Source organism: Fictibacillus sp. 26RED30, from assembly GCF_015903845.1.
GTDB lineage: Bacteria > Bacillota > Bacilli > Bacillales > Fictibacillaceae > Fictibacillus > Fictibacillus phosphorivorans.
This window is the reverse complement of record NZ_JACZDV010000001.1, coordinates 1,354,987-1,376,301: the sequence shown is the minus strand read 5'-3', so window position 1 is coordinate 1,376,301 and position 21,315 is coordinate 1,354,987. Positions and strand designations below refer to the sequence as shown.

The following is a 21,315-nucleotide window of genomic DNA, read 5'->3' as shown; positions in this document are numbered from 1 at the left end:
TTTTACTTTTTTGACGCTTTTATAATAAATGTGGCTGGAACAAGGTTTGCTTTTTGAGTGGAATACCATCTGGACGGATTCTCCGAGGGCTCTTCAGGTAAGTAAACATCATCTATTACTTTTTCTATCATAAAACCTGCTTCGATTAAAGCATTTATGTAGGTGCTTAATTTTCTATGATGAATGACAGCTAAATTCTGCCAACCTTCATTATATTCCGGGCCTTCATTCACATAAGATTTGTTAAATATGAACGTAGACTGTTCCTCTTCGTATTTTAATCGATCATGAAGAGGATGTTCCCAGCTGAAAATTAAAACGCCGCCTGGTTTAAGATAATTATAAATATTTGCGAACGTAAGACTTAATTTTGTTGTCCCGCCCAAAGCATAGATCGAATAAACAATATCGAAATAATTGCTTGGTAATCCCAGGTTCTCCTCCATAGGTGATTCTATCAATGTAACCTCTACTTGTTGATCGTGTAAAAGGTTTCTAGCTGTCTCAATCTGCTTCGTACACATATCTAGTCCCCATAATTCTTTGGCACCTTCTCTACCCATATATTGCAGTGAATGGCCACTACCACACCCTATATCCAACACCTTCTTACCTTTTATTGAGCCAAATAACTTTAGTTGCTCTTCATTAAAAGCAAAAGGTCCGTATTCTGGAAGTGCCGTTCTACCAAAAAAGCGTTCGGCTGATACCTCCCACCTTTGTTTATTCATTTTTAAAATTTCAGTTGCTTCCAAAAGTTCCACTTCCTTTAATGTGTGTTTTTTCGATTATTCATCGTTTCTTTAGTAGTAGCTGATGGTTAATCATTGTATTGAACATCTAGCACCAGCTGATTTAATCTCCCCGCAATTTTTAGGTTGTTTTTAACTCCATAAAATCACGGTTGGGAATACAAAACCAAGCGCGAAGCATATAACTGCTGCAAATTTTGTTTGCCTGATGGTGCGATGATTATTTAATTTCAAATAATAAAAATAGGACAAGGTAAAATAAAAACACATCACCATTGATAAAACAGAAATAATTAAGAATACATTACTTGCAATTAAACTCATTTTCTCTACACCCCTAAATCAAATACCATTTCTATTTTTACAACACTATAATTTCCATATAAAAAAGTGCATTCCTTCTATGAATGCACTTTGACTGAAATATGTTTGATTAAGATAAAAAAACAGTGTACACATATAAAATGGTACACCACATTGAACCTTATTAATTTGAAGAATCAGTTACGTTACCGGACTTTTTCGCAGGTGCAAACCATCCGATTACTGCAATACCCACTAACACACCATAGAAGATAATCGTCCAAACCGTACTATGTGGAAAATCGTGATCTAATACTCCAATATCATTATGAGCAAGTGTAATGACCGCAAGTTTTACACCTACCCATGCAACGATCGCATAAGCTGTTGTTTCTAAAGCTGGTCGTTGATCTAGTAACTGAACAAACCAAGTTGCTGCATACTTAATTAAGATCAGACCCGCAATTCCTCCGAGAACAACAACTATGAATTGTCCACCATCCATACCACCGAAGTCGCCAAGAGGTGAATCTGGAAGTCCTAGTGCCAATGCAACGGCTGCTAGAATTGAATCGATTGCAAACGCCAAATCAGCGATAGCGATCTTACCAACTGTTGGCCAGAAACCTTTTCCTTTTGCTTCTTCTTCTACTTCTTCTTGGATCTTCTCATTCTCTTTACCGAATTTAGCTTGTATTACATGCTTTAATCCGAGGTATAAAAGATAAGCTGCTCCGATCGCCTGTATCTGCCAAACGTTCGCGATGAATGAAATGGCAAAAAGTGCACCAAATCTGAAAACGAACGCCATAAGAATCCCATAACTAATGGCCCGTTTCTTCTCATCCTCAGGTAAATGTTTTGCGATAACCGCTAGTACAAGGGCATTGTCAGCAGATAACAAACCTTCTAGTCCAATTAATATCAATAATGCCCAGCCGTACTCTAACCAAATTGAATCCATCCATGAATCTCCTTTCAAATCATACAAATAATATGTAATATCCATAGAATGACCATTTTAGTCGCAAGATACTCTTCGAGAATATACTTGCACTACTAGGAACAACTCTATACTTACAAGATTATATATTATTTTTTAGATTTTTACCTTATTTAAGCGAATTTAAAACTTAACAAAGTTAGATATTTAAAGGGTTTATCTTGTTTTTTCCTCATGGGTCTTTCCACTGAAAAACAGAGAGGATTTGCTCAAATACTCAAAAAACGAGGTGCCTAAACTAGGCAACCTCGTTTACTATGGTGATTAATTGTTATCATTCTTATCAACGACAGCTTCACCTGTTACAGCATCTACGTTAACGTCTACATCCTTACCGTCTTTTTGAATCTCAAACTCGTAAACATAATCATCATCAAGACTCATTTCTTTTATAGTTCCTGATACTTTCTTCAGTGCAATGGACTGCGCTTGTTCAGAAGTGATTTTAATTTTTGCAGGATCTATCTGATCATCGCGATCCGAGCTATCATTGTCATCACCACTATTGTTATCGTCATCACCATCATCGTCGTTGTCATCTTGATCTTTCATACCTTCTTCAATTTTAGAGATCTTACCGGTTTCAGCCGCAATATCAAGATCGTATTCCTTGTCTCCGTTATGAACCTCAATCTCATACTTGTCTTTTAGACCATCTCGATCAAGTTCCATCTCTGCAATTGTTCCGCCCTTTGTTTTTTCTAAAGCGATTTCTTTTGCTTGTTTCTCTGAAATTACATTCTTAGCAGCAAACGCGCTAGGTGTGTTTTCTACATAAATATATGTTCCTACTCCAATACCACCGACTAATACTGTACCTGCAATAATTTTTGTTAGTTTTTTCATTTGTTGTTTCCTCCTTGTTTTTAACTATAACCATATAATAGACAGGTAAAATGAGAACAAAGAGAAGAGAAGATTAGAAAACGATGAGAAAAGCTGGTGTTTTTCTCAAAAAAATAAGAACGCTCTAGATTAGAGCATTCTTAGTCATTATCTTTTGTTTCCATCGTTACAGAGTTTACCTCACCCGAAAACGCATTTATGATTACTTGTGCTTCTTTCGTTTTCGTTTCAATCTCAACTTCATAAACGATCACACCGTCTTCATCATCTAACTCAATATCTGTGATGGTCCCTTTTACTTCTTTTATGGCGATTTGTTTGGCATCTTCTTCTGTTATTTTTGTGTTCGGCTCAGCCGGTTCATCTCCAGATTCAACCTCGTTTTTACTCTTGATATCCCCAGTGTTCCCGTTAATTTCTAAACGATATGTTTTCCCTTCATTCTGGACAGAAACAAGATAGACTTTGTTTTCTTCATTAAATTCAGCAGACATCACTTCACCGTGGTTGGCAGCTATTTTTTCTGCTTCATCCTTTGTAATACGTTTTCCTGGAGATTCTTCATCTTCGGTTCGATTCATGTCGAGAATTTCTCCAGAAACCGCATCAGACCAGATCACATATACACCTTGTTCACTTTTCAACACTGTTTTGTATTGCCGTGTATCTTCTCTATTCGTTAATTCTGTAGATAGAATCTCTCCTGGATATTTTGCGCTTACGATTTGGTTCATTTTCTCTTTTTCTAATGTACTACCTTGGTTTCCGTTCACCCACTCTCTTGTTCCGAAGACAAGAAGGAGAATAACGACTATTATTCCAGAAATCATAGCTGTTTTTTTGTTCATACGTATTCCCCCTTTACATGAATTTTCTCATGTAAGAATGAAAGCTCCATAAGAATCAGATGAGAAAGTGATGAGAATTAACTCTGTTTCACAGGAATCTCCATTGTAACCGTTGTTCCCTTTCCTTCTTCACTCACCAGATGAAGCTTCCCTTGGTGAGCAGAAACGATTTGTTTCGCGATGGAAAGTCCTAGCCCTGCTCCACCTGTATCACGGCTCCTAGCTTGATCTACTCGAAAGAATCGATCATAGACTTTTTCGAGATTTTCTTTAGGAATGCCGATTCCATAGTCTGTTACGGAGATACTGACAGAGTTTCCTTGTTTGGTTAACTCCACTTCAATTGACTTCGAGCTATACTTAATGGCGTTATCTAAAAGGATGATAAGAACTTGCTTAAGTTTTAATGAATCACACTCTATATGGATTTCATTTATGTTGGATTGAACATGTATTTCACGTTCGTACGCCTTGTTCATATTCTTAGTTGCATTTTTAGCCATTTCAACCAAATCGGTTTGTTCAAGTTTCAGATCCACTTGCGATTCATCCCTTGCAAGAATTAGCATCTGCTGGGTTAACTCTTTCATCCGAATGGATTCTGAGTGAATCGCTTCTACAGCTTCTTCTAAAATTTCTGGCCGACTTCCTCCCCAGCGCTTCAGCATTTTCGCATAGCTTTCAATTACAGTAAGCGGCGTTCTCAGTTCATGTGAAGCATCAGATACGAACTGTTCTTGCTTTTTGTAGTTGTTTTCAAGAAGGTCCATCATATGGTTAAAGGTTCTTGCCATCTTATTCAGTTCATCATTCGATTTCTTATTGATCGTGATCCGCTTATACGTCCCACGCTTCTGGTTTTCTTCCATTGTTCGCGTTAAGTTGCTGATCGGTACTAAGATCAACCGGCTCAAGAATCGCCCTCCTATGTAAGAGGGAATTAAAATGAGTAATGAAGCTAGGATTAAAACGATTCTTAAAATCTGCATTGTGTTTGGAATGGATGTTTCTCTTTCGATCAACTGTAAAGAAACAACCTCCCCGTCCGTCCAAATAACCGGGTGTTGAGAAACCGTAAATACCATTCCATCTAACTTCTTAACATCACTGTATTGATTAGATCTATAGATCGGTTTGATTTCCTGAACCTTATCGTCATCAGTAATTCTTGATGAAGTAGCAGTTACACGGTTATCACCAGTTATAATTCGAATCATTGAATCTGCAGGAAGGTAGGCACGCAAAAGCTGTGTCATGTTCATTTTTGCCTCAGAAGACGTTTTAACCGCTTCCGTTAAGCTCTCCATTCTTGTCTCTGAACCTTCTAAAGCATTATCATATAGATTCTTTTGAAACAATAGATAAATGCCACTATTAGTGATAAGTAGAATGATTAAAAGCCATACCGTTGAAAACAAGGTTATCCGATTTTTTATGTTCATGGGTTACTCCTTCATCGTGTAGCCTACTCCACGAATCGTATGAATATAGGGGTGCGAGAAAGTAGAATCAATCTTCTTTCGCAGATAACGTATGTAAACATCTACAACATTGGTATCGCCATAATAATCATAACCCCATACCTTAGATAAGATCTGGTCACGGTTCAACACCTGGTTTTTATTTCGCATCAAGAAAACAAGAAGATCAAACTCCCTTGGTGTTAACTCAATTAAGGAAGAATCACGCTTAACGTCCCTTGTTTTTAAATCAACGGTCAGTTCACCTAGCTCAAACATTTCGCTTTCTTGATCTTCTGTGTAGTGTTGATTCATGCGAAGAAATGCACGGATTCTAGCTAACAGTTCTTCAATTTCAAATGGTTTAGTCACATAATCGTTTGCCCCAAGATCAAGTCCACTCACTTTATCTGGCAAGGCATCTCTGGCCGTTAATAAAATGATTGGAATATGACTCCCTGTCGCTCTGATTCTTCTAAGAACCTCCAAACCACTTAGCTCAGGCAGCATAACATCAAGTAGGATTAGATCCCACTTACCAGATTTAAACTTTTCTAATCCTTCCATGCCCGTCGTAGCTGTTTCGGTTTCGTATCCTTCGTGTTCTAGTTCAAGTTGAATGATTCTTGCTATCTTTTTCTCATCTTCAACAATCAGAATTTTTTCAGCGCTCATCGTTGTTCCTCCCAAGAAAGAAGCTTGTTAGCATTATTATAAAGGAAGTTTGTAGTAAGTCCACGAATGATTCCCTTTTATATGGAACGTAATGAATCGACGAGTTCCAAAAAAAAAAAGAGACCCAATGAATAAATTTATCAGATCTCTTACATAAACTTCTCTATAGACTTACTTTCATAGTTCGCAAAGAAATTGAGCAATTTCTTTAACCCGATCCATTGTAATTCCTTGTACTTGCTCAATCGATAACGGGTGATCAGTAGGCTCGAGCTCAATAAAAGGTCGCATATTTTGTGAGCGGGTATGTACATTCGTTTTTAAATTTACCGTTTCAGGATACATGGGAAGATGTGTAGATAACCACCCAAACATCGGATCCAGTTCTTTACTATTTGGGTCATCCCATTGCTCTAAAGTACGTTCAAAGTTTTCTTTACTAAGTGACACCCATACACCCCATACAAAGAGTTCAGTAGATCCAATAATGGGAATCTCAATACAACCTCTTATGAAGAAATGTTCACCGTCCATTACACAAAAATCATTAGTAAGTTCAAAATGCTTTTTTCTCTCTTTTATTGTAGCTTCTTCATAATATACAGGTGCTTTAATTCCATAATTTAAGGGAAGTTCATCATGATATTTTCCACAACATGTGCATTGGTATCCGCTAACTAAATCTGTCATCAGATTGCTCCTCAATTAAGATAACTTAAGATCTTACTTTTTAAGAACAACAGGAGATTCCCACCCGTCATATTCACCATTATGTTTCTGAGATATTTCGATAATTAGATTTGTTACACAATCGATCAAGTCGTAATCTACACCGTCTTCTCGAGAGATTTTGATGTTAAATGTTCCTTCTTCATTCTTTTCTTGTTCGAAATCCTCCGTTTTAAATCCTTCTTTAATAATGTCTTGTTCAAATGCTTTTAAATCTTTTAATGTACGAAACTCAATCCAATGCTGAATCTCTCTGAGTCGTTCTAGATCGTCATTTTCTTGCTCAAGCAATTCCACTAAATCACGGTTACTCATCTGTTGAAGATGAAATTCATTTGGATAAAGGAATTCGTAATAAAATGACCACGGTTCCTCTTCTTCTATACTTGAGATTTCCGTTTCGTATTTATTATTATCAAAAATAGCGAATGTCAGTTTATCTATAATTTTGATCTGTTTTTCTTTTTTAGCGTAATAGAAGAATTCTCGTGTTCCATTCGTAGTTAATCGTCCAACTTGAATGATATCTTTATCATACAATTTTTCCATCAAATCGTATTCAAGCTCACCAAGTAATTCATCTTCTAATTCTTCAGGGAAACCTAACTCAGTAGGGGACTTAATAGTAAGTTTTACTGTAAACAACCAATTGTATTTCTTAATATTAATTTCTTCAGTTACATCCAAATCAACAACAAATGAAGCAAGATTCCCATCCAATTCATCGATATAAAAATTCCAGTTATCAGACATGTGATGACTCCTCCTTTTCTTAAGTATACGAAGGGCTAATATTTCTATCTATAGTTCTATTTTCCTGATGAAATCTGGTATTCACCTAATCTATTACATTCCTGAATAACTAAAGGAATTTCCAACAAACCATCCACTATATAATCTGCTTCAACATCTTCCCAATGAGCATCTCTCTTCCAAATCCCTTTCATCCCAACATCTTGCGCAGCTTTTACATCATTCTCAGGATGATCACCTACAAAAATAGCCTCATTAGGAGATACTTGTAGTTGCTTTAAGGCTACATTAAAAATTCGAGGATCTGGTTTCTTTATCCCTTCCCATTCAGATATTAATATCACCTCAAAATATTCTTTGATTCCTAACGCATTTATATTATCAATCTGAAATTGTCCAAATCCGTTTGAAATAATTCCCAGCTTGAAGTTATTACGTTTTAAATCCTCTAACATTTCAATAAGATGAGGAAATGGAAGGCAGTGGTTCTTAAATTCATTTATGTAATCAGAAAGAAGATCTTCCCACGAAGGTTCAGGTAATGAAAATTCATAAACGATCTGCTGATATACTTTATCTTTCCAAACATATCCTCGGTTATCTAATTCTATAAATCGTTTAACATACATGTCCTTCGTTACATAACCTTTTAGCTGCGGAAATCTGTTGTATTGTTCTTCAATAAATAGTTTCACAGACTCATCACGATCTAATAGTGTACCATCTAAATCAAACATAGCAGCTTTTATCATTTGTAGCAGACACTCCCCTAGAATCATTTTTTCACATTGTTTATAAATAATCCAAACTATTAAAAATCAGTATGATTCCAACGATACACATGATCCATGAAAGAGCTGAACCAGAATTCTTAACCAGGCTTTCACGTAGATTTTTTAAAGGTTTATCCATCCATCTACCAAACAAAAGATAAATGAAATACAACAAGAGCGGTGGCAATACCATGATTAAATTGTATCCAGCTAATATAGAAACCCATTCCATACTTGAAAGATTAGTAGTAGATAAAATACTGATCGCTGCAAAGTAAGGAAAAGCGGTTCCTACTTCAATAAGTGAAGTTGACAACCCAAGGATTATGATAGAAATCAAACGTTTAGACTTTGGAGTAGGCAGATCCGCATTTTTCTTTGGGGGAACATAAAAACTAGCAATAAACAAAATTACCCCAATGAGAAAGATAATCCAGCTTATGGTTTGATTTTGAAAAATGTTAGAGACACTTTCAAGCAAAGTTGATATTCCTAACATGAGTGAAACACCGACTAAAAAATAAAAACCAGCAACGGTTACTAGGTAGAAGAAAATACGGGATGTTCGTTTCTCTTTCTCGTTTAATAGGAGATATACCGTAACCCCTATTGTCGCAGGACTTAGCATATCTAATACAGCTAACCCACCAATTAAAAGAAGTAGATCTACAGTCACCAAATTCCTCCTCTATTCAGAATGAGCCTCAGACTTTTTCGTTATAAATATTTCATAAGCGGAGTTCATAAATTGAAGTAGATCTTGATCAATGGGATATAACCCCAGTTTTTCTGATTCTGTTTCTGACATCCTCATTTCCCATAATTTATCTATGAATTCCTTTTCACCATCAAATGCTTCTAGTCTCTTTTCTTCCATTCTTCTTATAATGTTTTGAACCTTAGGAGAACTTGGGTCTGTATGTACAAACCGTTTTAACTGCCCAATAAGAGCAATCCATTCTAAAGAATCTGCGTTGTCGCTAGTCATGTTTGGAACCTTATCCCAAAGCTTTAATTCTCTTTCTTTAAACAATGATTTTCTATATTTCTGCTGAAGTTCTTTATTGCTATTGGCTAATTGCATGACCTTTTGTATGGCAATCTCATTATTCTCACCTTCAATTGCCATGCCATGTATTAATTCCCGTAGCGCACTCTCCATTTTGTTTAAGTTTTCTTGCTCTTGTTTTATATAAGAAAGTTGATTTCTTAGGCTATCTGACCAATCCCAGTCACTCGAATTCAGCATGTTCTTAATCTCGTTCAAACGAAATCCAATCTTTTTCATGAATTGAATCTGTTGCAACTTCTTTAAATCACCATTGCTATATAGACGATGTCCGCCTTCCGTTTTGGATGTTGAATGTAATAATCCTATCTGATCGTAGTGCCGCAGAGTTCTGACTGTGACCCCTGTCATCTCACTTACCTTATGAATGTGCAGCAATTGATAAACCTACCTCTCAAGATCTATTGTTATTTTATAAAAGTGTTCAGCAAGTAACCTGCTCCTAAACCAATGAGAACACCAGCAAACGCTTGATCTATAATTAAACCAACTCCAGCTCCGATAATGACACATCCATAGATAACAACATCTTCACGTTTCATCTCATCATCCTTTTAATGTAAGTCGTTATCTATTAGTATACAAAATGACGTTACGTCAGTTTCAAGTGCTAATCAGCATTTATTTCATAATGTGTGGAGAAATTAAAAAAGATCTATCAACTGAGGATAGATCGACTAACACTAAACGTTCATTCTCTCTCTTGCAGATTGACTCTCTTTCGTTACAGCAGCTAATGAATAAGCTTTTCCGAGTCCAATGCTTGGCATATTGTTATAGATGGCTTCAGCCCCACGATTTACAATTTTATAGCTTTCGTGGAATATGCCAACACTGCCATCGTTACCAATTTTCTTGTTGAATTCTTTCCATGCTACTAAGTGCGTTTTACTATGTGCATAAGCTTCGAGTTGATCAAAGCTTCTCCAATATTGAATGAGTGTTACTCTTCTCCAACTAAAATGAAATTCTGTATGTAGGAAGCCGATCTCTGGGTTTTGATACAATTCTCTTATCATCGGTCCCATTGCTTTAAATACAGGTATCCACTTAGAAAATGAAAGCAACTTATTCACTCGCATACCTATTACAAAAACGACAAAGTCTCCTTCCACTACTGCCACATGTCTACCCTTATGAATTATTGCCACAATCTTTATCCCCTTTATAATCCATTTACTTTAAATTAACATTAAATGGAATCTAATGTTAGAATAAATTCATACAATTAAAGTGGATTTTTTGTACCGGAAAGTAAAGGATTGACCACATATTATGAAAAGGATGAGTGGCAAATATGAAGAATACACCTTCAAGCATTACGGGTGAAACATTTGGGGCTAGCTTTTTAAAAGGCGATTTCCAAACGATCTATGAACAAACTTTAAGGAACTTCAAAGAAATGGTTACGTTAGAACAATTTATTGATTTATCGTCTTCGTTTAATTTAGATGTCCAATACTACACTCTTGAAAACAATACACTTCTTACCAATCATCTAAGGCACTTTTTATGGGTAGACAACGAAAGAGAAAAAGCGATCAGTGTTGTTTTTGATGAAGAAAATATCATCCATGGTATTCTACTTGCACCATTTATCACCTTCCCTGAAACGGACGACGAACTAACTAAAAACACTTACATGATGCCAATAAATGAAGAATGGTTTGTTTTTTGGGGAGGTGCTAACCAATTTATCAATTATCACTATGAGGTTGAAGAACAACGCTATGCTTACGATCTCGTCATTGTTAAAGATGGACAATCTTTTAAAGACGCACCAACATCCAATGATAATTTTTACGCGTTTAATAAAGAAGTAATTGCTCCACTTGAAGGAAGAGTTGTAAAAGTAGTAAACTCTATCGATGATAATATTCCAGAGAAAACGAATGCTTCTAAACCTGAGGGGAACTATGTGATCATTCAACATGCAAACGATGAGTATAGCCTGATTGCTCATTTTAAACAGTATTCAATCGTAGTTGAGGAAGATCAAGTTATCAAACAAGGTCAATTGCTTGGATTATGCGGAAATTCCGGAAACTCTTCTGAGGCTCATATTCATTTCCAGGTCATGAACTCACGCGATCATAACAAAGGTAAATCTATTCGAATTCGGTTTCATGGTGATTATGAACCGATACAAGGAAATCTTGTTACCCCTATACAACGGTACTCTGCTACACAGAAATAGATTCTTGATATAAGGAAGTGGATGGATTTTCAAACATCCACTTTTTTGCATTATAAAAGCAATATTGCTCCTCATTTCAATTACCAATACACTTTCTTCATAATCAATTAATATTGAACATTATAGAGATATTATGGTAACATTTATAAAAATAAACAAATAAGTATAAGTATACATAATTTGGAATTTATTTAAGGGGTGACACGATGTCAGTTGTACTAAATAAATTTTACGACAACAAGAAAGGATATTTTCACCTCCCTGTTGTATGGCGAGAAGAATTTCAGTTTCAAATTGGAGAAAAAGTAGGCGTAGATGTTGAAGACGGAAGAATTATCATTGATAAGACAAATGCAAGACGGTTTACTCCAATAATCGGAGTCAAAGGAAGACTTACAATTCCGATTGAAATTAGACAAGAATTAAAAAGCCATACGTATCAATTAATCGCGATACAAGAAACCGAACAGTTTGTTTTAATACCAGCATAGTAAAAGCTACATCGCTAAAATAGGATCGTAAAAAGTACATAGGAATACAAAACGGTTTCTATTATTGAAATCGTTTTTAGTTTGAACTATTTTGTAAACAAATTATACTAATTAACCCGTGAGTAACATTTTTGAAGTTTTGTATATCAACTATTCAATGATTGACCTTTCTCTCATTAAGTTTTAAAATCCGTTCACCAACGGAAAATAATTTTGCTTATTATCCGCATTCTATTGGTATAGTGTAAGAGTGGGAGTTGAAAGAATGTTTAACTTAGAATTGTTTAACAAGTTACCTGTGAAAATTTTAATTGTAGCCGTTTTAATTGTAGTAACCGCTTATTTTATCCGGAAATCTGTTCAGCTTTTCTTTGACAAGACGAGTTTTCTAGATGAAAACCGTGAAGAAACGTTAATGCATTTTACAGATCAAGTTCTGAAAGTCATCGGTTTGGTGTTCTTCTTCATTTATGTCCTAAGCCATTTCTATGATCTAACTAGACTCGTTACTGGTTCGGTCGTTGTAGCCGGTGCCCTGGCATTGATCTTCCAGCATATTATCCGTGATTATATTATGGGACTTGCTTATCTGTTTGAGAGACAGATCAACCTTGGCGATTATGTCATCATCAACGGCAACAGACAAGGGAAAATAGAAGAGATCAGCATGCGTCACCTCAAGATTCGTCAATACGACGGTTATGTCTATACCGTTTCCTACGGAAGTATCAATGAACTTCAGAACGGAAACCGTGGCATGCGCCGTGTGAACGAAAGTCTTATTCTAAACTATAGACAAAACCCTGACGAGGCTTTTAAAGTGATGGAAGAAGTCGCAAGAACGTGCAACGAGAAATATAGTGATTACCTCTTAAAGGATTTGAACGGTGAACCCGTTGAGGGTTTTAAGTTCAACCAAATTACCGAATTAAATGTAGATTATAAAGGACACCGATATTCACTTTCTGGTCTCGTAAAGGAAGCTTATTTTGTGGATGCAAGTAAGCGAGTAAGGTATGAATTAGCACTTGCCGCATATGTAAATCAGTTGGCGATGGCCGAGAACGGTGAAATGGAATTGGATAAACGCACCGATTCCCAAGCATCTCATTAAGAAAAAAGTTTAATGAATGCAGGCTTTAAGGATTGCTGCCTGCATTCATACCTATTAAATTTATATATCCTCATCATTAATAATGGCAAGTACCTGATGATCTTCCCACCTGCCATTAATCTTCACATTTTTCTTAGAAACTCCTTCTTTATGAAATCCGTTTTTCATTAATAATTTGATTGAGCCGATATTGTGAGGCATCACTTCTGCTTCTAGACGATGGAGTTTAAGCTCTTTAAACGCAAAGTCTATTATAAGCGGAAGAGCTTCTGTCATGTAACCTTTACCGTTATGAACCTTATCAAGAGAATAACCTACCATTCCTTTTTGCGCAGGTCCTCTTTCAATCTTGAAAAGACCAATCTGTCCGATTAGTTCATGAGTTTCATGAAGAAAAATTCCAAAAGAGTACCCAACGCCGCTTTCTCTTCGTTCCTTAATTTCTTTTAAGCGTCTTTCTTGCCCATCTAACGAATAAAAATCTGAATCCCGCTCTGGTGCGTATTGTTGAAAAAATTCTTTGTTCCTCCTTTCAATATCAAATAAAGATTGTAGATTAATTATTGTTAGAGGCTTAATATATATGTTCTTCATCATGTATCCCCCATGCTTGGTAGTTACCTTATTTACGTTCAACTTAGCTTAAATAAATCCTCTTAGTTTGAAGTAGACGCTTCGATGTTTAACACATGTACAAAATATGTAGAAGTTTAATTAAAGTAATGATAAATTATTATAAACATAAAGACTCTATAGGAGAGACAATGATGACTACAAAATTAAATACGTGGATACTAAAACAGAATCTAGATCTACAATGGCTGCAAGAAGCTAGTAAGTTTCCTTCCTATCAAGTGCAGAAACTGTTAAATGACCCCCTCTACAAACCAGACGGTACTACGATGAGAATTGTACTAAGCATTGTAAAAAAGAAAGAGGACTCAGCGAAATTAAGTGATTTTTGGGATGTTTAAATAAATTTCTAACACATTTTAAGTAAAATAGTGACTTGTCTAGATCATTTTACCCTTCAACTGCATCTACTAAAGTATGAAATGTAGGAGGTGCTATCTTGGGTAAAGACAAGCATTGTAAGAAAAAGAAGAAAAAAGTAATCTGTTGTGATCCTGTTTATATCATTGAGGATTCATATACAGAGAAAGAAGTTACTTTCGTTCATCCGATCATTCGTGTAAAACGTGAACACATTAAGTATGTTCGCCGTGACGTGTATGAGGAGAAAGTAATCAACGAAGTAATCGATCCTGGTTCTCCAACTAAATGCGATTGCAATAAAAAACACAAAAAATGTAAGAAAAAAAGCAAAAAGAAGTAATTTCAAAGTATCATTACTCTTTCTGAATGGAACCCCCGACATTATGTTTCGGGGGTTTTGCTTTGTTTTGAGATAGAAGTTTTTACGGTACGTGTTTTTATCATTCTTACACGTTCGCCGATAAATGAGTTGTTACCACCTGTAAAATCGTCTCCACCACCTACGTTGTACAAAACTTCACCGGCAAATGAATCTTAACCACCTAGGCGTTGGAGCTGACCACCTGAAATGGCACAAGTCACATAAAATAGGCATTAGTATGCTACACTCTCCTATGAAATGACTCACTAAAAATTCATTTTCTATAGATATAAGTAATTCTTGATTTGATATACTGTTAACGTACATAAAATTCGAATTTTCTATCAATTATAGGAGTTGAGAGAACAAATGAATGATAATTTTAAGGTGATTGTTGGTGAAGGTAATGCAGAGTTAGATCAACGACTTTCTGATGAATTAGATAAAGTGAACGCTGCAGCTACGGCTGGCATCTCTCCTGCTCGGGAGTTGACGGTACAAATTGTAGATAGTCATGGTCAGCTTGCAGCCGGTATGAGTGGATGGACTTGGGGCGTAGCTGCTGGTATCGCGATGACATGGGTCCGTGAAGATGTGAGAAAAGACGGTCTTGGCACAAAATTGCTACATGATTTTGAACAAGAAGCTCTTGAACGAGGTTGTACACACGTATTTACTACTTCCTTCACATTTCAAGCACCTGGTTTCTATGAACGACATGGCTATGAAGAACTGTTTCGTTGGGAAGGACTACCGACTCCAAATGCGGCAGACATTCATTTTCGCAAGGAACTTAACCCTTAGTAGCTGTAACGGTGATAAGTAAAACCTAAAACGATATTCCTACCTACATCCCCTATTACCTGCAACAATTTAGTTGAAGATGATTCTTTTAGTCATTTAGGTACATGCTCCAGAATACTTTCAGAGTAGCTTGTTTTTTTCATAAAGTTAACTTTCTGAATTATTTTAAAGGGGCGGTAGTATGTATAACGTTTTACTGTTCTGTGATCCAGGAATCGATGATTCTCTTGCGATTATGTACGCACTGTTAAATCCTAAAGTAAATGTTGTAGGAATCGTTTCGAGCTATGGAAATGTACCACAACAACAAGCCATACAAAATGTTGCTTATCTTCTACAGCTAGCTGGTAGAGAGGATATTCCAATCATTGCTGGTGCAAGAAGTCCGCTTAGTGGTGAGATCGCAATCTTTTATCCGGAAATCCACGGTGAAGAAGGTCTTGGACCGATACGCCCACCAGACACCGTTCAAAGAGAAGTCGTAAATTTTGACGAAATCTTCAAGATTATAAATAACTATGCTCATAATATTTTCATTGTGGATGTTGGAAGGTCTACCTCATTGGCCATTGCTTTCTTATTAGGAGGAGAAGAACAATTACGTAAAGTACGTGCCATCTATAGTATGGGGGGTGCCTTTTTAGTTCCAGGGAACGTAACATCATTAGCCGAAGCAAATTTTCATGGAGATGCGATCGCAGCCAACTTAATCCTTGACAAAGGAAGAAATGTATATATCACTCCATTGAATGTTACGAACTATGCGATTATCAAACCTGAGAATATCGTTCAGATTACCTCTCAACCGTTCAATTCTTTCTCTCACTTAATAAAACCTATATTTGATTATTATAACGATGCATATAAAAAGTTAGACCCTAGCCTTTCCGGTAGTCCGTTGCATGATGTGTTTACTATTTTTGCTTTAGTTAATCCACAACAAATTAGGTATGTTAACCGGGAAGCTTCCGTTTCAATCAATTTTGATAATACAAAAGGAGTAAGTATGGCTGATTTCAGACCAAGGTCTACAGAAGAAACTACTGAAGCTACAGACTTTATTGCCATCTCATTTAATTATCAAGCATTTGTAGAAGATTTTATTCAAGTTATGACATCTAAGAGATAATGGTGTTAATGAGTAGAACATGAGGATGTCCTCATACTTCTGTTAACATCCTCCCTTTCCACACACTAGAATATTTATTCAGTAATACCTGTACGAACTAGTCTAAAATCTACCTTCATAGTATAAGTCATGTTCTTGTATTTTTCGTGCCATTTCCCTTTTGATAAGTCTGCGTGACGAACAGAACTTCTATATACTTCGCCAAATCCAAAAATATCTGAGTTACGTTTTTGAGAATATGTAATAACTTTTTTTGCCTCTTTCTTAATCTTATTGTTTAAGGCTTTTTCAAGTTGTTTCACGTTTCTTGGTATTGTCAGATCGATATCACCTTGAATCTCGAGCAACCGTGCTTTTATGTTCAGTTTCAGATCGAATTGTGGTATATTTTTATCTTTTAGGCTGAGATCTCTTGAGCTTACGATCATATCAATGACAGTTGTAACTTTTTGTTCTTTTCCGTTTTCATCCTTCATTTCAAACGAAAGCTCAATACTGCCAGCATGATACTGATCTCGTATTAGTTTCACATAAAAACTATCATCAGGAGAAAGCTTTCCGACGATCTTGTCGTTCCTCATAATTGCATTTCCGGTAACGCGAATTAACTCTCCATCTCTTTTTAAAATAGGCAAAACTGGATCAATTCCATCTGAATAATAACTTTGCTGCACTTCTTGAAGAGTAGAATTCGAAATCTGCTCTTTATCTGTTAGCTGTTCAATCTGATTAAACAACTGCTGTCCTACGTCTGGAATGTTATGGTATTCATGTTTCAATAAATCCTTAGTTGAACCTTCAACGATGGCAAGGTAGGTAAGGTCACTGATGGAAGGGTCTCTCGCAAGTGTGTCAACATATGGTTTAATCCCTCTTTTTGCTATCTCTTCATTGTAGAGAGCCACACGGAGCTGCCCAGATTGTAATTCTTTAGATGTTTTCAGGTTCGCGTTCAACCTTCCGCCTTTACTTGTCAAACCTTCACTTGAAATAACATCGATATTTCTTACAGCTTCTGGATCGATCTGTAACACAACCATTGTCGACCTTATATTGTTGTTCCCTGCTAAATCATAGCCTACTGTAGTAATTAATCCGATATCTTCTAAAATCTTGCGGTCCGCACATCCAGTAAGGAGTATGAAGATCCATAATATTATTATGTAAATTTTAAGACGCTTCATGTTCCTATCCCCTTATTGAAAACCTTCTTTTTTAGCCAAGCAAAGGAAAACAAAATAAATGGGTAGCAAGCCACAACGAAAAAAGCACACTTGGCAAAGAGATCATTTAGATGGTTGACTTGTGTTCTTGTTATAATTAGCTGTACAGAGATAATAACGATTAGAGAAAATAGCCAAACGCTTCTCTTAATTGAAACTTTGAATACCCTCTCCATTCCACGACAAGCAGACCACATATAGAAGATCAGATTAGGCAGGATAATGAGCATCCAAAATGTAATCGCTACATATTCGAACCGTTCGATGAAAGGCAGTCGCACAATTTTAAACAATGACAAAGTTGCCCATACTGTTTTCTCTAACTGAACTCCGTTAAAATAAGTAATGGCTACAATCATTAACGCTGTATAGATGAACGTGGTAAATAAGATGCCTAGCTGTGCAAATTTCATAACCTTCTTCTTTTCTTTTAAATACGGATAGATTATATAAAGGATCTCATATCCTAGGACTGTAAAAGTCATGTTATATGCACCTTTTAACAAACTGATAAGATCGGCTTCAAACATTGGAAGCAAATGATCAATTCGCGCAAATTTTATCGGATAACTAATAAAGAGCAACAACCATAGAGATAGAATAACGCTAAAAAAGGAAATGCCGATTATGCCTCGAACTCCAGAATTAATGCCATATGTAACGAGAATCAGCATGGACATAGATAGAAACCATAATGGAAGCTCTGGGAAAATCCATGCTTGAATAACTTCAATATAGTTTCGCAAGACCACAAAAAAGCTAAGAAGTGAGTAAAAAATGTAAAAACAGTTCAAAACTTTACCGATCAGAATTCCAAATACATCGTGTTGAATTCCATAAAGATCAGTGGAACCATACAACTCTAAGGTCTTAATAATGATGAAGACTAGAAGGCTCGTCGCAACCCCAGAAATAAGAACGGAAATCCAAGCATCCTGTTGGGCATCTCTATAGATGATACGTTGAAATCCTTGAAGGCCAACACCAACCTGAGTCGTATGAATGATAAAGAAGACTAGGAACGCGTTAACCAATTGGTTTGGCTTCATCTTAAGGATAACTTCCATGCTAGGCACTCCTTTCTATTTAACTTTATCCGGGTTATACTTATTTCTGTTTTGTGGCCTTGCTAATTGTGGCCGCCGAAAGGTAAATTTGATAGGCAAACGAACAATACTATCTAGCCAGTCAGCGAATCTTGGCGGGTAAAACGGTGCTAAGTACGGACTTTCCAATGTCGTTAGTCTTAAAAGATGTATAAGAATAATACAGAATCCAAACATAATTCCATAAAAACCCCAAAAACCAGCAAGAAATAGTAGTGGAAAACGAATAATTCGAATTAAGCTTCCCATCGTATAACTTGGTGTAGTAAAAGACGCCAAAGCACTAAGGGCAACGATAATAATCAAAATGTTGCTCGTAAAACCAGCCTGGACTGCTGCTGTTCCAATAACAATACCTCCCACGATACCCATTGTCTGTCCAACTTTCGTGGGTAAACGGGCTCCTGCTTCACGTAATAGTTCAATGATAAATTCAAGAAGTACCGCTTCAAATAATGGAGGAAATGGTACTCGTGATCTGGATTCTCCTAATGGTACTAAAAGGGCTTGTGGAATAACTTCATAATGAAAGGAGAGAGCTGCAACGTATAGCGCTGTAAAAAATACGGATAAAAGCATTGCAATAATACGTAATAACCTAATAAAACTAGCGATTGGCCATCTTACGTTATAGTCTTCTCTACTTTCAAAAAACTCTATAAACGATAATGGACAAAGAATTGCCATCGTACTTCCCTCTACCAAGATAGCTAACTTCCCATTAAGTAATCCATCACATATACGGTCTGGTCTCTCAGTTAATAACATTTGAGGGAAGATGGATAACGCATTATCACTAATTAACTGGTTTAATACCGCACTATCTAATAAACCATCCACATCAATAGATTTTATTTTTTCCTTAAACCTTGTGACCATAGCCTGTGAAGCAAGGCCATCTATATAAAGTAACGACACTTCCGTATTCGTCCTAGCGCCTATTACAAATCGTTCATTATGAAGATCAGTTGTTGTAATATAACGTCTGATTAGAGATATATTAGTAGCTAATGACTCGTTAAATCCAATTTGTGGTCCTACTACCTGTGACTCATTTTCAGGTTTACTTAGAGAACGATTATTATCTGTAGGAATGTTAATTAACAATAATGTGCTTGTTTGATCAATATGTATTCCCACACTACCTTTGAGTATCGACAGCATTCCGTTTTTCATACTATAAGACTTTTGTATTTCTGAAACTGCAATTTCCGTTATTACGTTCTTTTCTGTGTAGACCTGTACATTTTTTAAGTGTCCAATTATATTCTGATTAAGTTCTTTTATATTTACTTGAGTATCGATATAGATAATGGTCAGGTTTGAAATTTTAAGCGTTTTAAAATCTGCTGAATAATGTAATTTTTGTTGAATTATTTTTAGAAACTCTACAGAATCGAGTGGTATATCTGATGAAGTATTCGTTTCTTGTGACTCAACAAATGGTTTTTCTTGAAGTAACTTCTTGATCTCTCTTTTTCTAAACATAACCTCACCTCGACCATTAGTTTCAACACAAAAGTTTATAATATACTTTAGAAAAATTGAAAATCAATCTGCACATATTATTCAGCATTACTTCTTTTCTCATACAAACTAAAGAGAAATAGGATTTTACAAATTTGTTACATAATGAACTACAAATAAAAAAAGCATTGCAGAAAGCAATACTCCCATTTTTAAAAGTTTTCTTATCTAGAGCAAGAAAGAACACCTAGCTACTTAGTTAGGTGTTGGAGGGTACTTTATTTTAATTTGTGCTGAATCAAGGTCTCTACCTCTTGCACAATTTTCTTGAATTTTTCCGCTTCAACATACAAATTATCTTGTTTATTAGTAATTGATTCAAAAATATCATTAATGCGAACTTCAAGATTCTCAGGAGTATATCTAAAGCGACTAGCTAACTTGATAGCTCCTTTTTCATTTATAAGAAACGTTTCATTCAGAGCAAATAACACTTGAGTTAAACAAGAGGCACATCGAAAAAAGCAACCTGAGATATACGAAAGGTCATTAATAACGAAACCTTTCTTAGCATTTTCTATTGAGAAATTTGCTTCCCAAAAATACTGATTAATAATCGCTTTCTTTAGTCCTTTTGGATAAGGAACGGTATAAGACTTTAGCTTCTCTATTTTTTCATAGGGGTCCCATAAAGGTTTGCAAATGGCTATCTCTCCAAAGTAAATAGAATTTTGAAAGCCGTGTGGATGCCCAGGTTGATAATCTATTGAGATATTCCCAGCCATACAATCTTCAACAACGGTAGAAACCTTGTTTAGATCCCGATATAAAAAATCCACCGGCATATTATTCACCTTTAACCAACCACCACCATTGATCCAAGGTCCCCATCCTCCAATTGGAGTAACTAAACCTTCTCTATGGAAGTCATCAATTTCTGAAGCAATTTCATTTAGTTTTTTAATATCAAACGAATCAGTCGAACGATAATAGATTCCAATATCTATATCTGAAGCTTGAGTATGAGTGTCCTTCGCTCTAGATCCGCCGAGAACAATCGCTTCTACTCCTGGCACTTCCTTCACATGGTCTACAATATCTTTAATGATCAAGTTTGTACTCATTTTTCACACTCCTATAAACAAACTTGAAATAGCAATATGATTATTTAAACGAGGATAACTACATCAATTTAATTCTTGAACTTTAATTCTTA

At 35.9% G+C, this 21,315-nt stretch carries 25 protein-coding genes; 7 read left to right on the top strand and 18 right to left on the bottom strand.

Annotation, left to right across the window (positions count from 1 at the left end):
* Nucleotides 1–2: 2 nt before the first annotated feature.
* From IHV11_RS07110 to IHV11_RS07055, 13 genes are all read right to left on the bottom strand, one after another.
* Complete coding sequence (locus IHV11_RS07110; RefSeq protein WP_197194155.1) at nt 3–755, bottom strand: class I SAM-dependent methyltransferase; 753 nt, start codon at nt 753–755, stop codon at nt 3–5.
* A gap of 484 nt (nt 756–1,239) precedes the next feature.
* Entirely contained in the window at nt 1,240–2,019 is a 780-nt protein-coding gene (locus IHV11_RS07105) for a TerC family protein (RefSeq protein ID WP_197128107.1), read from the bottom strand.
* Between the two features lie 303 nt (nt 2,020–2,322).
* The gene (locus IHV11_RS07100; protein WP_197194154.1) at nt 2,323–2,904 is read right to left on the bottom strand and encodes a PepSY domain-containing protein; all 582 of its coding nucleotides are present in this window, start codon (nt 2,902–2,904) and stop codon (nt 2,323–2,325) included.
* A 140-nt stretch (nt 2,905–3,044) separates the two neighbouring features.
* Nucleotides 3,045–3,752 (bottom strand): PepSY domain-containing protein, encoded by a 708-nt coding sequence (locus tag IHV11_RS07095; protein WP_197194153.1) that lies wholly within the window; start codon nt 3,750–3,752, stop codon nt 3,045–3,047.
* Nucleotides 3,753–3,829: 77 nt separating this feature from the next.
* Nucleotides 3,830–5,194, bottom strand: a complete 1,365-nt coding sequence (locus IHV11_RS07090; protein ID WP_197194152.1) for a sensor histidine kinase — start codon at nt 5,192–5,194, stop codon at nt 3,830–3,832.
* 3 nt (nt 5,195–5,197) lie between these two features.
* The gene (locus IHV11_RS07085; RefSeq protein WP_197194151.1) at nt 5,198–5,887 is read right to left on the bottom strand and encodes a response regulator transcription factor; all 690 of its coding nucleotides are present in this window, start codon (nt 5,885–5,887) and stop codon (nt 5,198–5,200) included.
* 177 nt (nt 5,888–6,064) lie between these two features.
* Nucleotides 6,065–6,577 carry a DUF2199 domain-containing protein gene (locus tag IHV11_RS07080; RefSeq protein WP_197194150.1) on the bottom strand — a complete coding sequence of 171 codons (513 nt, stop codon included), beginning with the start codon at nt 6,575–6,577 and terminating at the stop codon, nt 6,065–6,067.
* A 33-nt stretch (nt 6,578–6,610) separates the two neighbouring features.
* On the bottom strand, nt 6,611–7,369 hold the full coding sequence (locus IHV11_RS07075; protein WP_197194149.1) for a DUF695 domain-containing protein: 759 nt from the start codon (nt 7,367–7,369) through the stop codon (nt 6,611–6,613).
* Nucleotides 7,370–7,425: 56 nt separating this feature from the next.
* Nucleotides 7,426–8,121: an HAD family hydrolase gene (locus tag IHV11_RS07070; RefSeq protein ID WP_197194148.1), complete on the bottom strand. Its 696-nt coding sequence runs from the start codon at nt 8,119–8,121 to the stop codon at nt 7,426–7,428.
* Nucleotides 8,122–8,161: 40 nt separating this feature from the next.
* On the bottom strand, nt 8,162–8,821 hold the full coding sequence (locus IHV11_RS07065; protein ID WP_231620202.1) for a GAP family protein: 660 nt from the start codon (nt 8,819–8,821) through the stop codon (nt 8,162–8,164).
* 9 nt (nt 8,822–8,830) lie between these two features.
* Nucleotides 8,831–9,589: a MerR family transcriptional regulator gene (locus IHV11_RS07060; RefSeq protein ID WP_197194146.1), complete on the bottom strand. Its 759-nt coding sequence runs from the start codon at nt 9,587–9,589 to the stop codon at nt 8,831–8,833.
* A 29-nt stretch (nt 9,590–9,618) separates the two neighbouring features.
* Nucleotides 9,619–9,753 carry a hypothetical protein gene (locus tag IHV11_RS21360; protein ID WP_255520076.1) on the bottom strand — a complete coding sequence of 45 codons (135 nt, stop codon included), beginning with the start codon at nt 9,751–9,753 and terminating at the stop codon, nt 9,619–9,621.
* Nucleotides 9,754–9,894: 141 nt separating this feature from the next.
* Complete coding sequence (locus IHV11_RS07055; RefSeq protein ID WP_370568666.1) at nt 9,895–10,365, bottom strand: DUF4188 domain-containing protein; 471 nt, start codon at nt 10,363–10,365, stop codon at nt 9,895–9,897.
* 143 nt (nt 10,366–10,508) lie between these two features.
* Here IHV11_RS07055 and IHV11_RS07050 point away from each other — a divergent pair, with 143 nt between their 5' ends.
* The 3 genes from IHV11_RS07050 to IHV11_RS07040 all read left to right on the top strand — a co-directional run bounded on the left by IHV11_RS07050 (nt 10,509) and on the right by IHV11_RS07040 (nt 13,013).
* A complete protein-coding gene (locus IHV11_RS07050) occupies nt 10,509–11,408 on the top strand; it encodes a M23 family metallopeptidase (RefSeq protein ID WP_197194144.1) in 900 nt (299 codons plus the stop codon).
* Nucleotides 11,409–11,614: 206 nt separating this feature from the next.
* Nucleotides 11,615–11,899: an AbrB/MazE/SpoVT family DNA-binding domain-containing protein gene (locus tag IHV11_RS07045; RefSeq protein WP_197128116.1), complete on the top strand. Its 285-nt coding sequence runs from the start codon at nt 11,615–11,617 to the stop codon at nt 11,897–11,899.
* A gap of 265 nt (nt 11,900–12,164) precedes the next feature.
* Nucleotides 12,165–13,013, top strand: coding sequence for a mechanosensitive ion channel family protein (locus IHV11_RS07040; RefSeq protein WP_197194143.1), 849 nt, complete (start codon nt 12,165–12,167; stop codon nt 13,011–13,013).
* Between the two features lie 60 nt (nt 13,014–13,073).
* Here the strand turns inward: IHV11_RS07040 and IHV11_RS07035 are convergent, their stop codons facing one another.
* Entirely contained in the window at nt 13,074–13,610 is a 537-nt protein-coding gene (locus tag IHV11_RS07035) for a GNAT family N-acetyltransferase (RefSeq protein WP_197194142.1), read from the bottom strand.
* Nucleotides 13,611–13,777: 167 nt separating this feature from the next.
* Here IHV11_RS07035 and IHV11_RS07030 point away from each other — a divergent pair, with 167 nt between their 5' ends.
* From IHV11_RS07030 to IHV11_RS07015, 4 genes are all read left to right on the top strand, one after another.
* On the top strand, nt 13,778–13,987 hold the full coding sequence (locus IHV11_RS07030) for a hypothetical protein (RefSeq protein WP_197194141.1): 210 nt from the start codon (nt 13,778–13,780) through the stop codon (nt 13,985–13,987).
* A 98-nt stretch (nt 13,988–14,085) separates the two neighbouring features.
* A complete protein-coding gene (locus IHV11_RS07025) occupies nt 14,086–14,349 on the top strand; it encodes a hypothetical protein (protein ID WP_197128120.1) in 264 nt (87 codons plus the stop codon).
* A gap of 390 nt (nt 14,350–14,739) precedes the next feature.
* Entirely contained in the window at nt 14,740–15,174 is a 435-nt protein-coding gene (locus tag IHV11_RS07020; protein WP_197194140.1) for a GNAT family N-acetyltransferase, read from the top strand.
* Between the two features lie 181 nt (nt 15,175–15,355).
* Nucleotides 15,356–16,303 (top strand): nucleoside hydrolase, encoded by a 948-nt coding sequence (locus IHV11_RS07015; RefSeq protein WP_197194139.1) that lies wholly within the window; start codon nt 15,356–15,358, stop codon nt 16,301–16,303.
* Between the two features lie 74 nt (nt 16,304–16,377).
* On the opposite strand, the gene IHV11_RS07010 is transcribed toward IHV11_RS07015, so the two are convergent.
* The 4 genes from IHV11_RS07010 to IHV11_RS06995 form a co-directional block, all read right to left on the bottom strand.
* Nucleotides 16,378–17,487: a Ger(x)C family spore germination protein gene (locus IHV11_RS07010; RefSeq protein ID WP_197194138.1), complete on the bottom strand. Its 1,110-nt coding sequence runs from the start codon at nt 17,485–17,487 to the stop codon at nt 16,378–16,380.
* Nucleotides 17,484–18,593, bottom strand: coding sequence for a GerAB/ArcD/ProY family transporter (locus tag IHV11_RS07005; RefSeq protein ID WP_197194137.1), 1,110 nt, complete (start codon nt 18,591–18,593; stop codon nt 17,484–17,486). The genes IHV11_RS07010 and IHV11_RS07005 overlap by 4 nt, the downstream gene beginning before the upstream one ends.
* A gap of 15 nt (nt 18,594–18,608) precedes the next feature.
* Complete coding sequence (locus IHV11_RS07000; RefSeq protein WP_197194136.1) at nt 18,609–20,120, bottom strand: spore germination protein; 1,512 nt, start codon at nt 20,118–20,120, stop codon at nt 18,609–18,611.
* A gap of 257 nt (nt 20,121–20,377) precedes the next feature.
* Nucleotides 20,378–21,223, bottom strand: coding sequence for a nucleotidyltransferase domain-containing protein (locus IHV11_RS06995; RefSeq protein ID WP_197194135.1), 846 nt, complete (start codon nt 21,221–21,223; stop codon nt 20,378–20,380).
* Nucleotides 21,224–21,315: the final 92 nt, after the last annotated feature.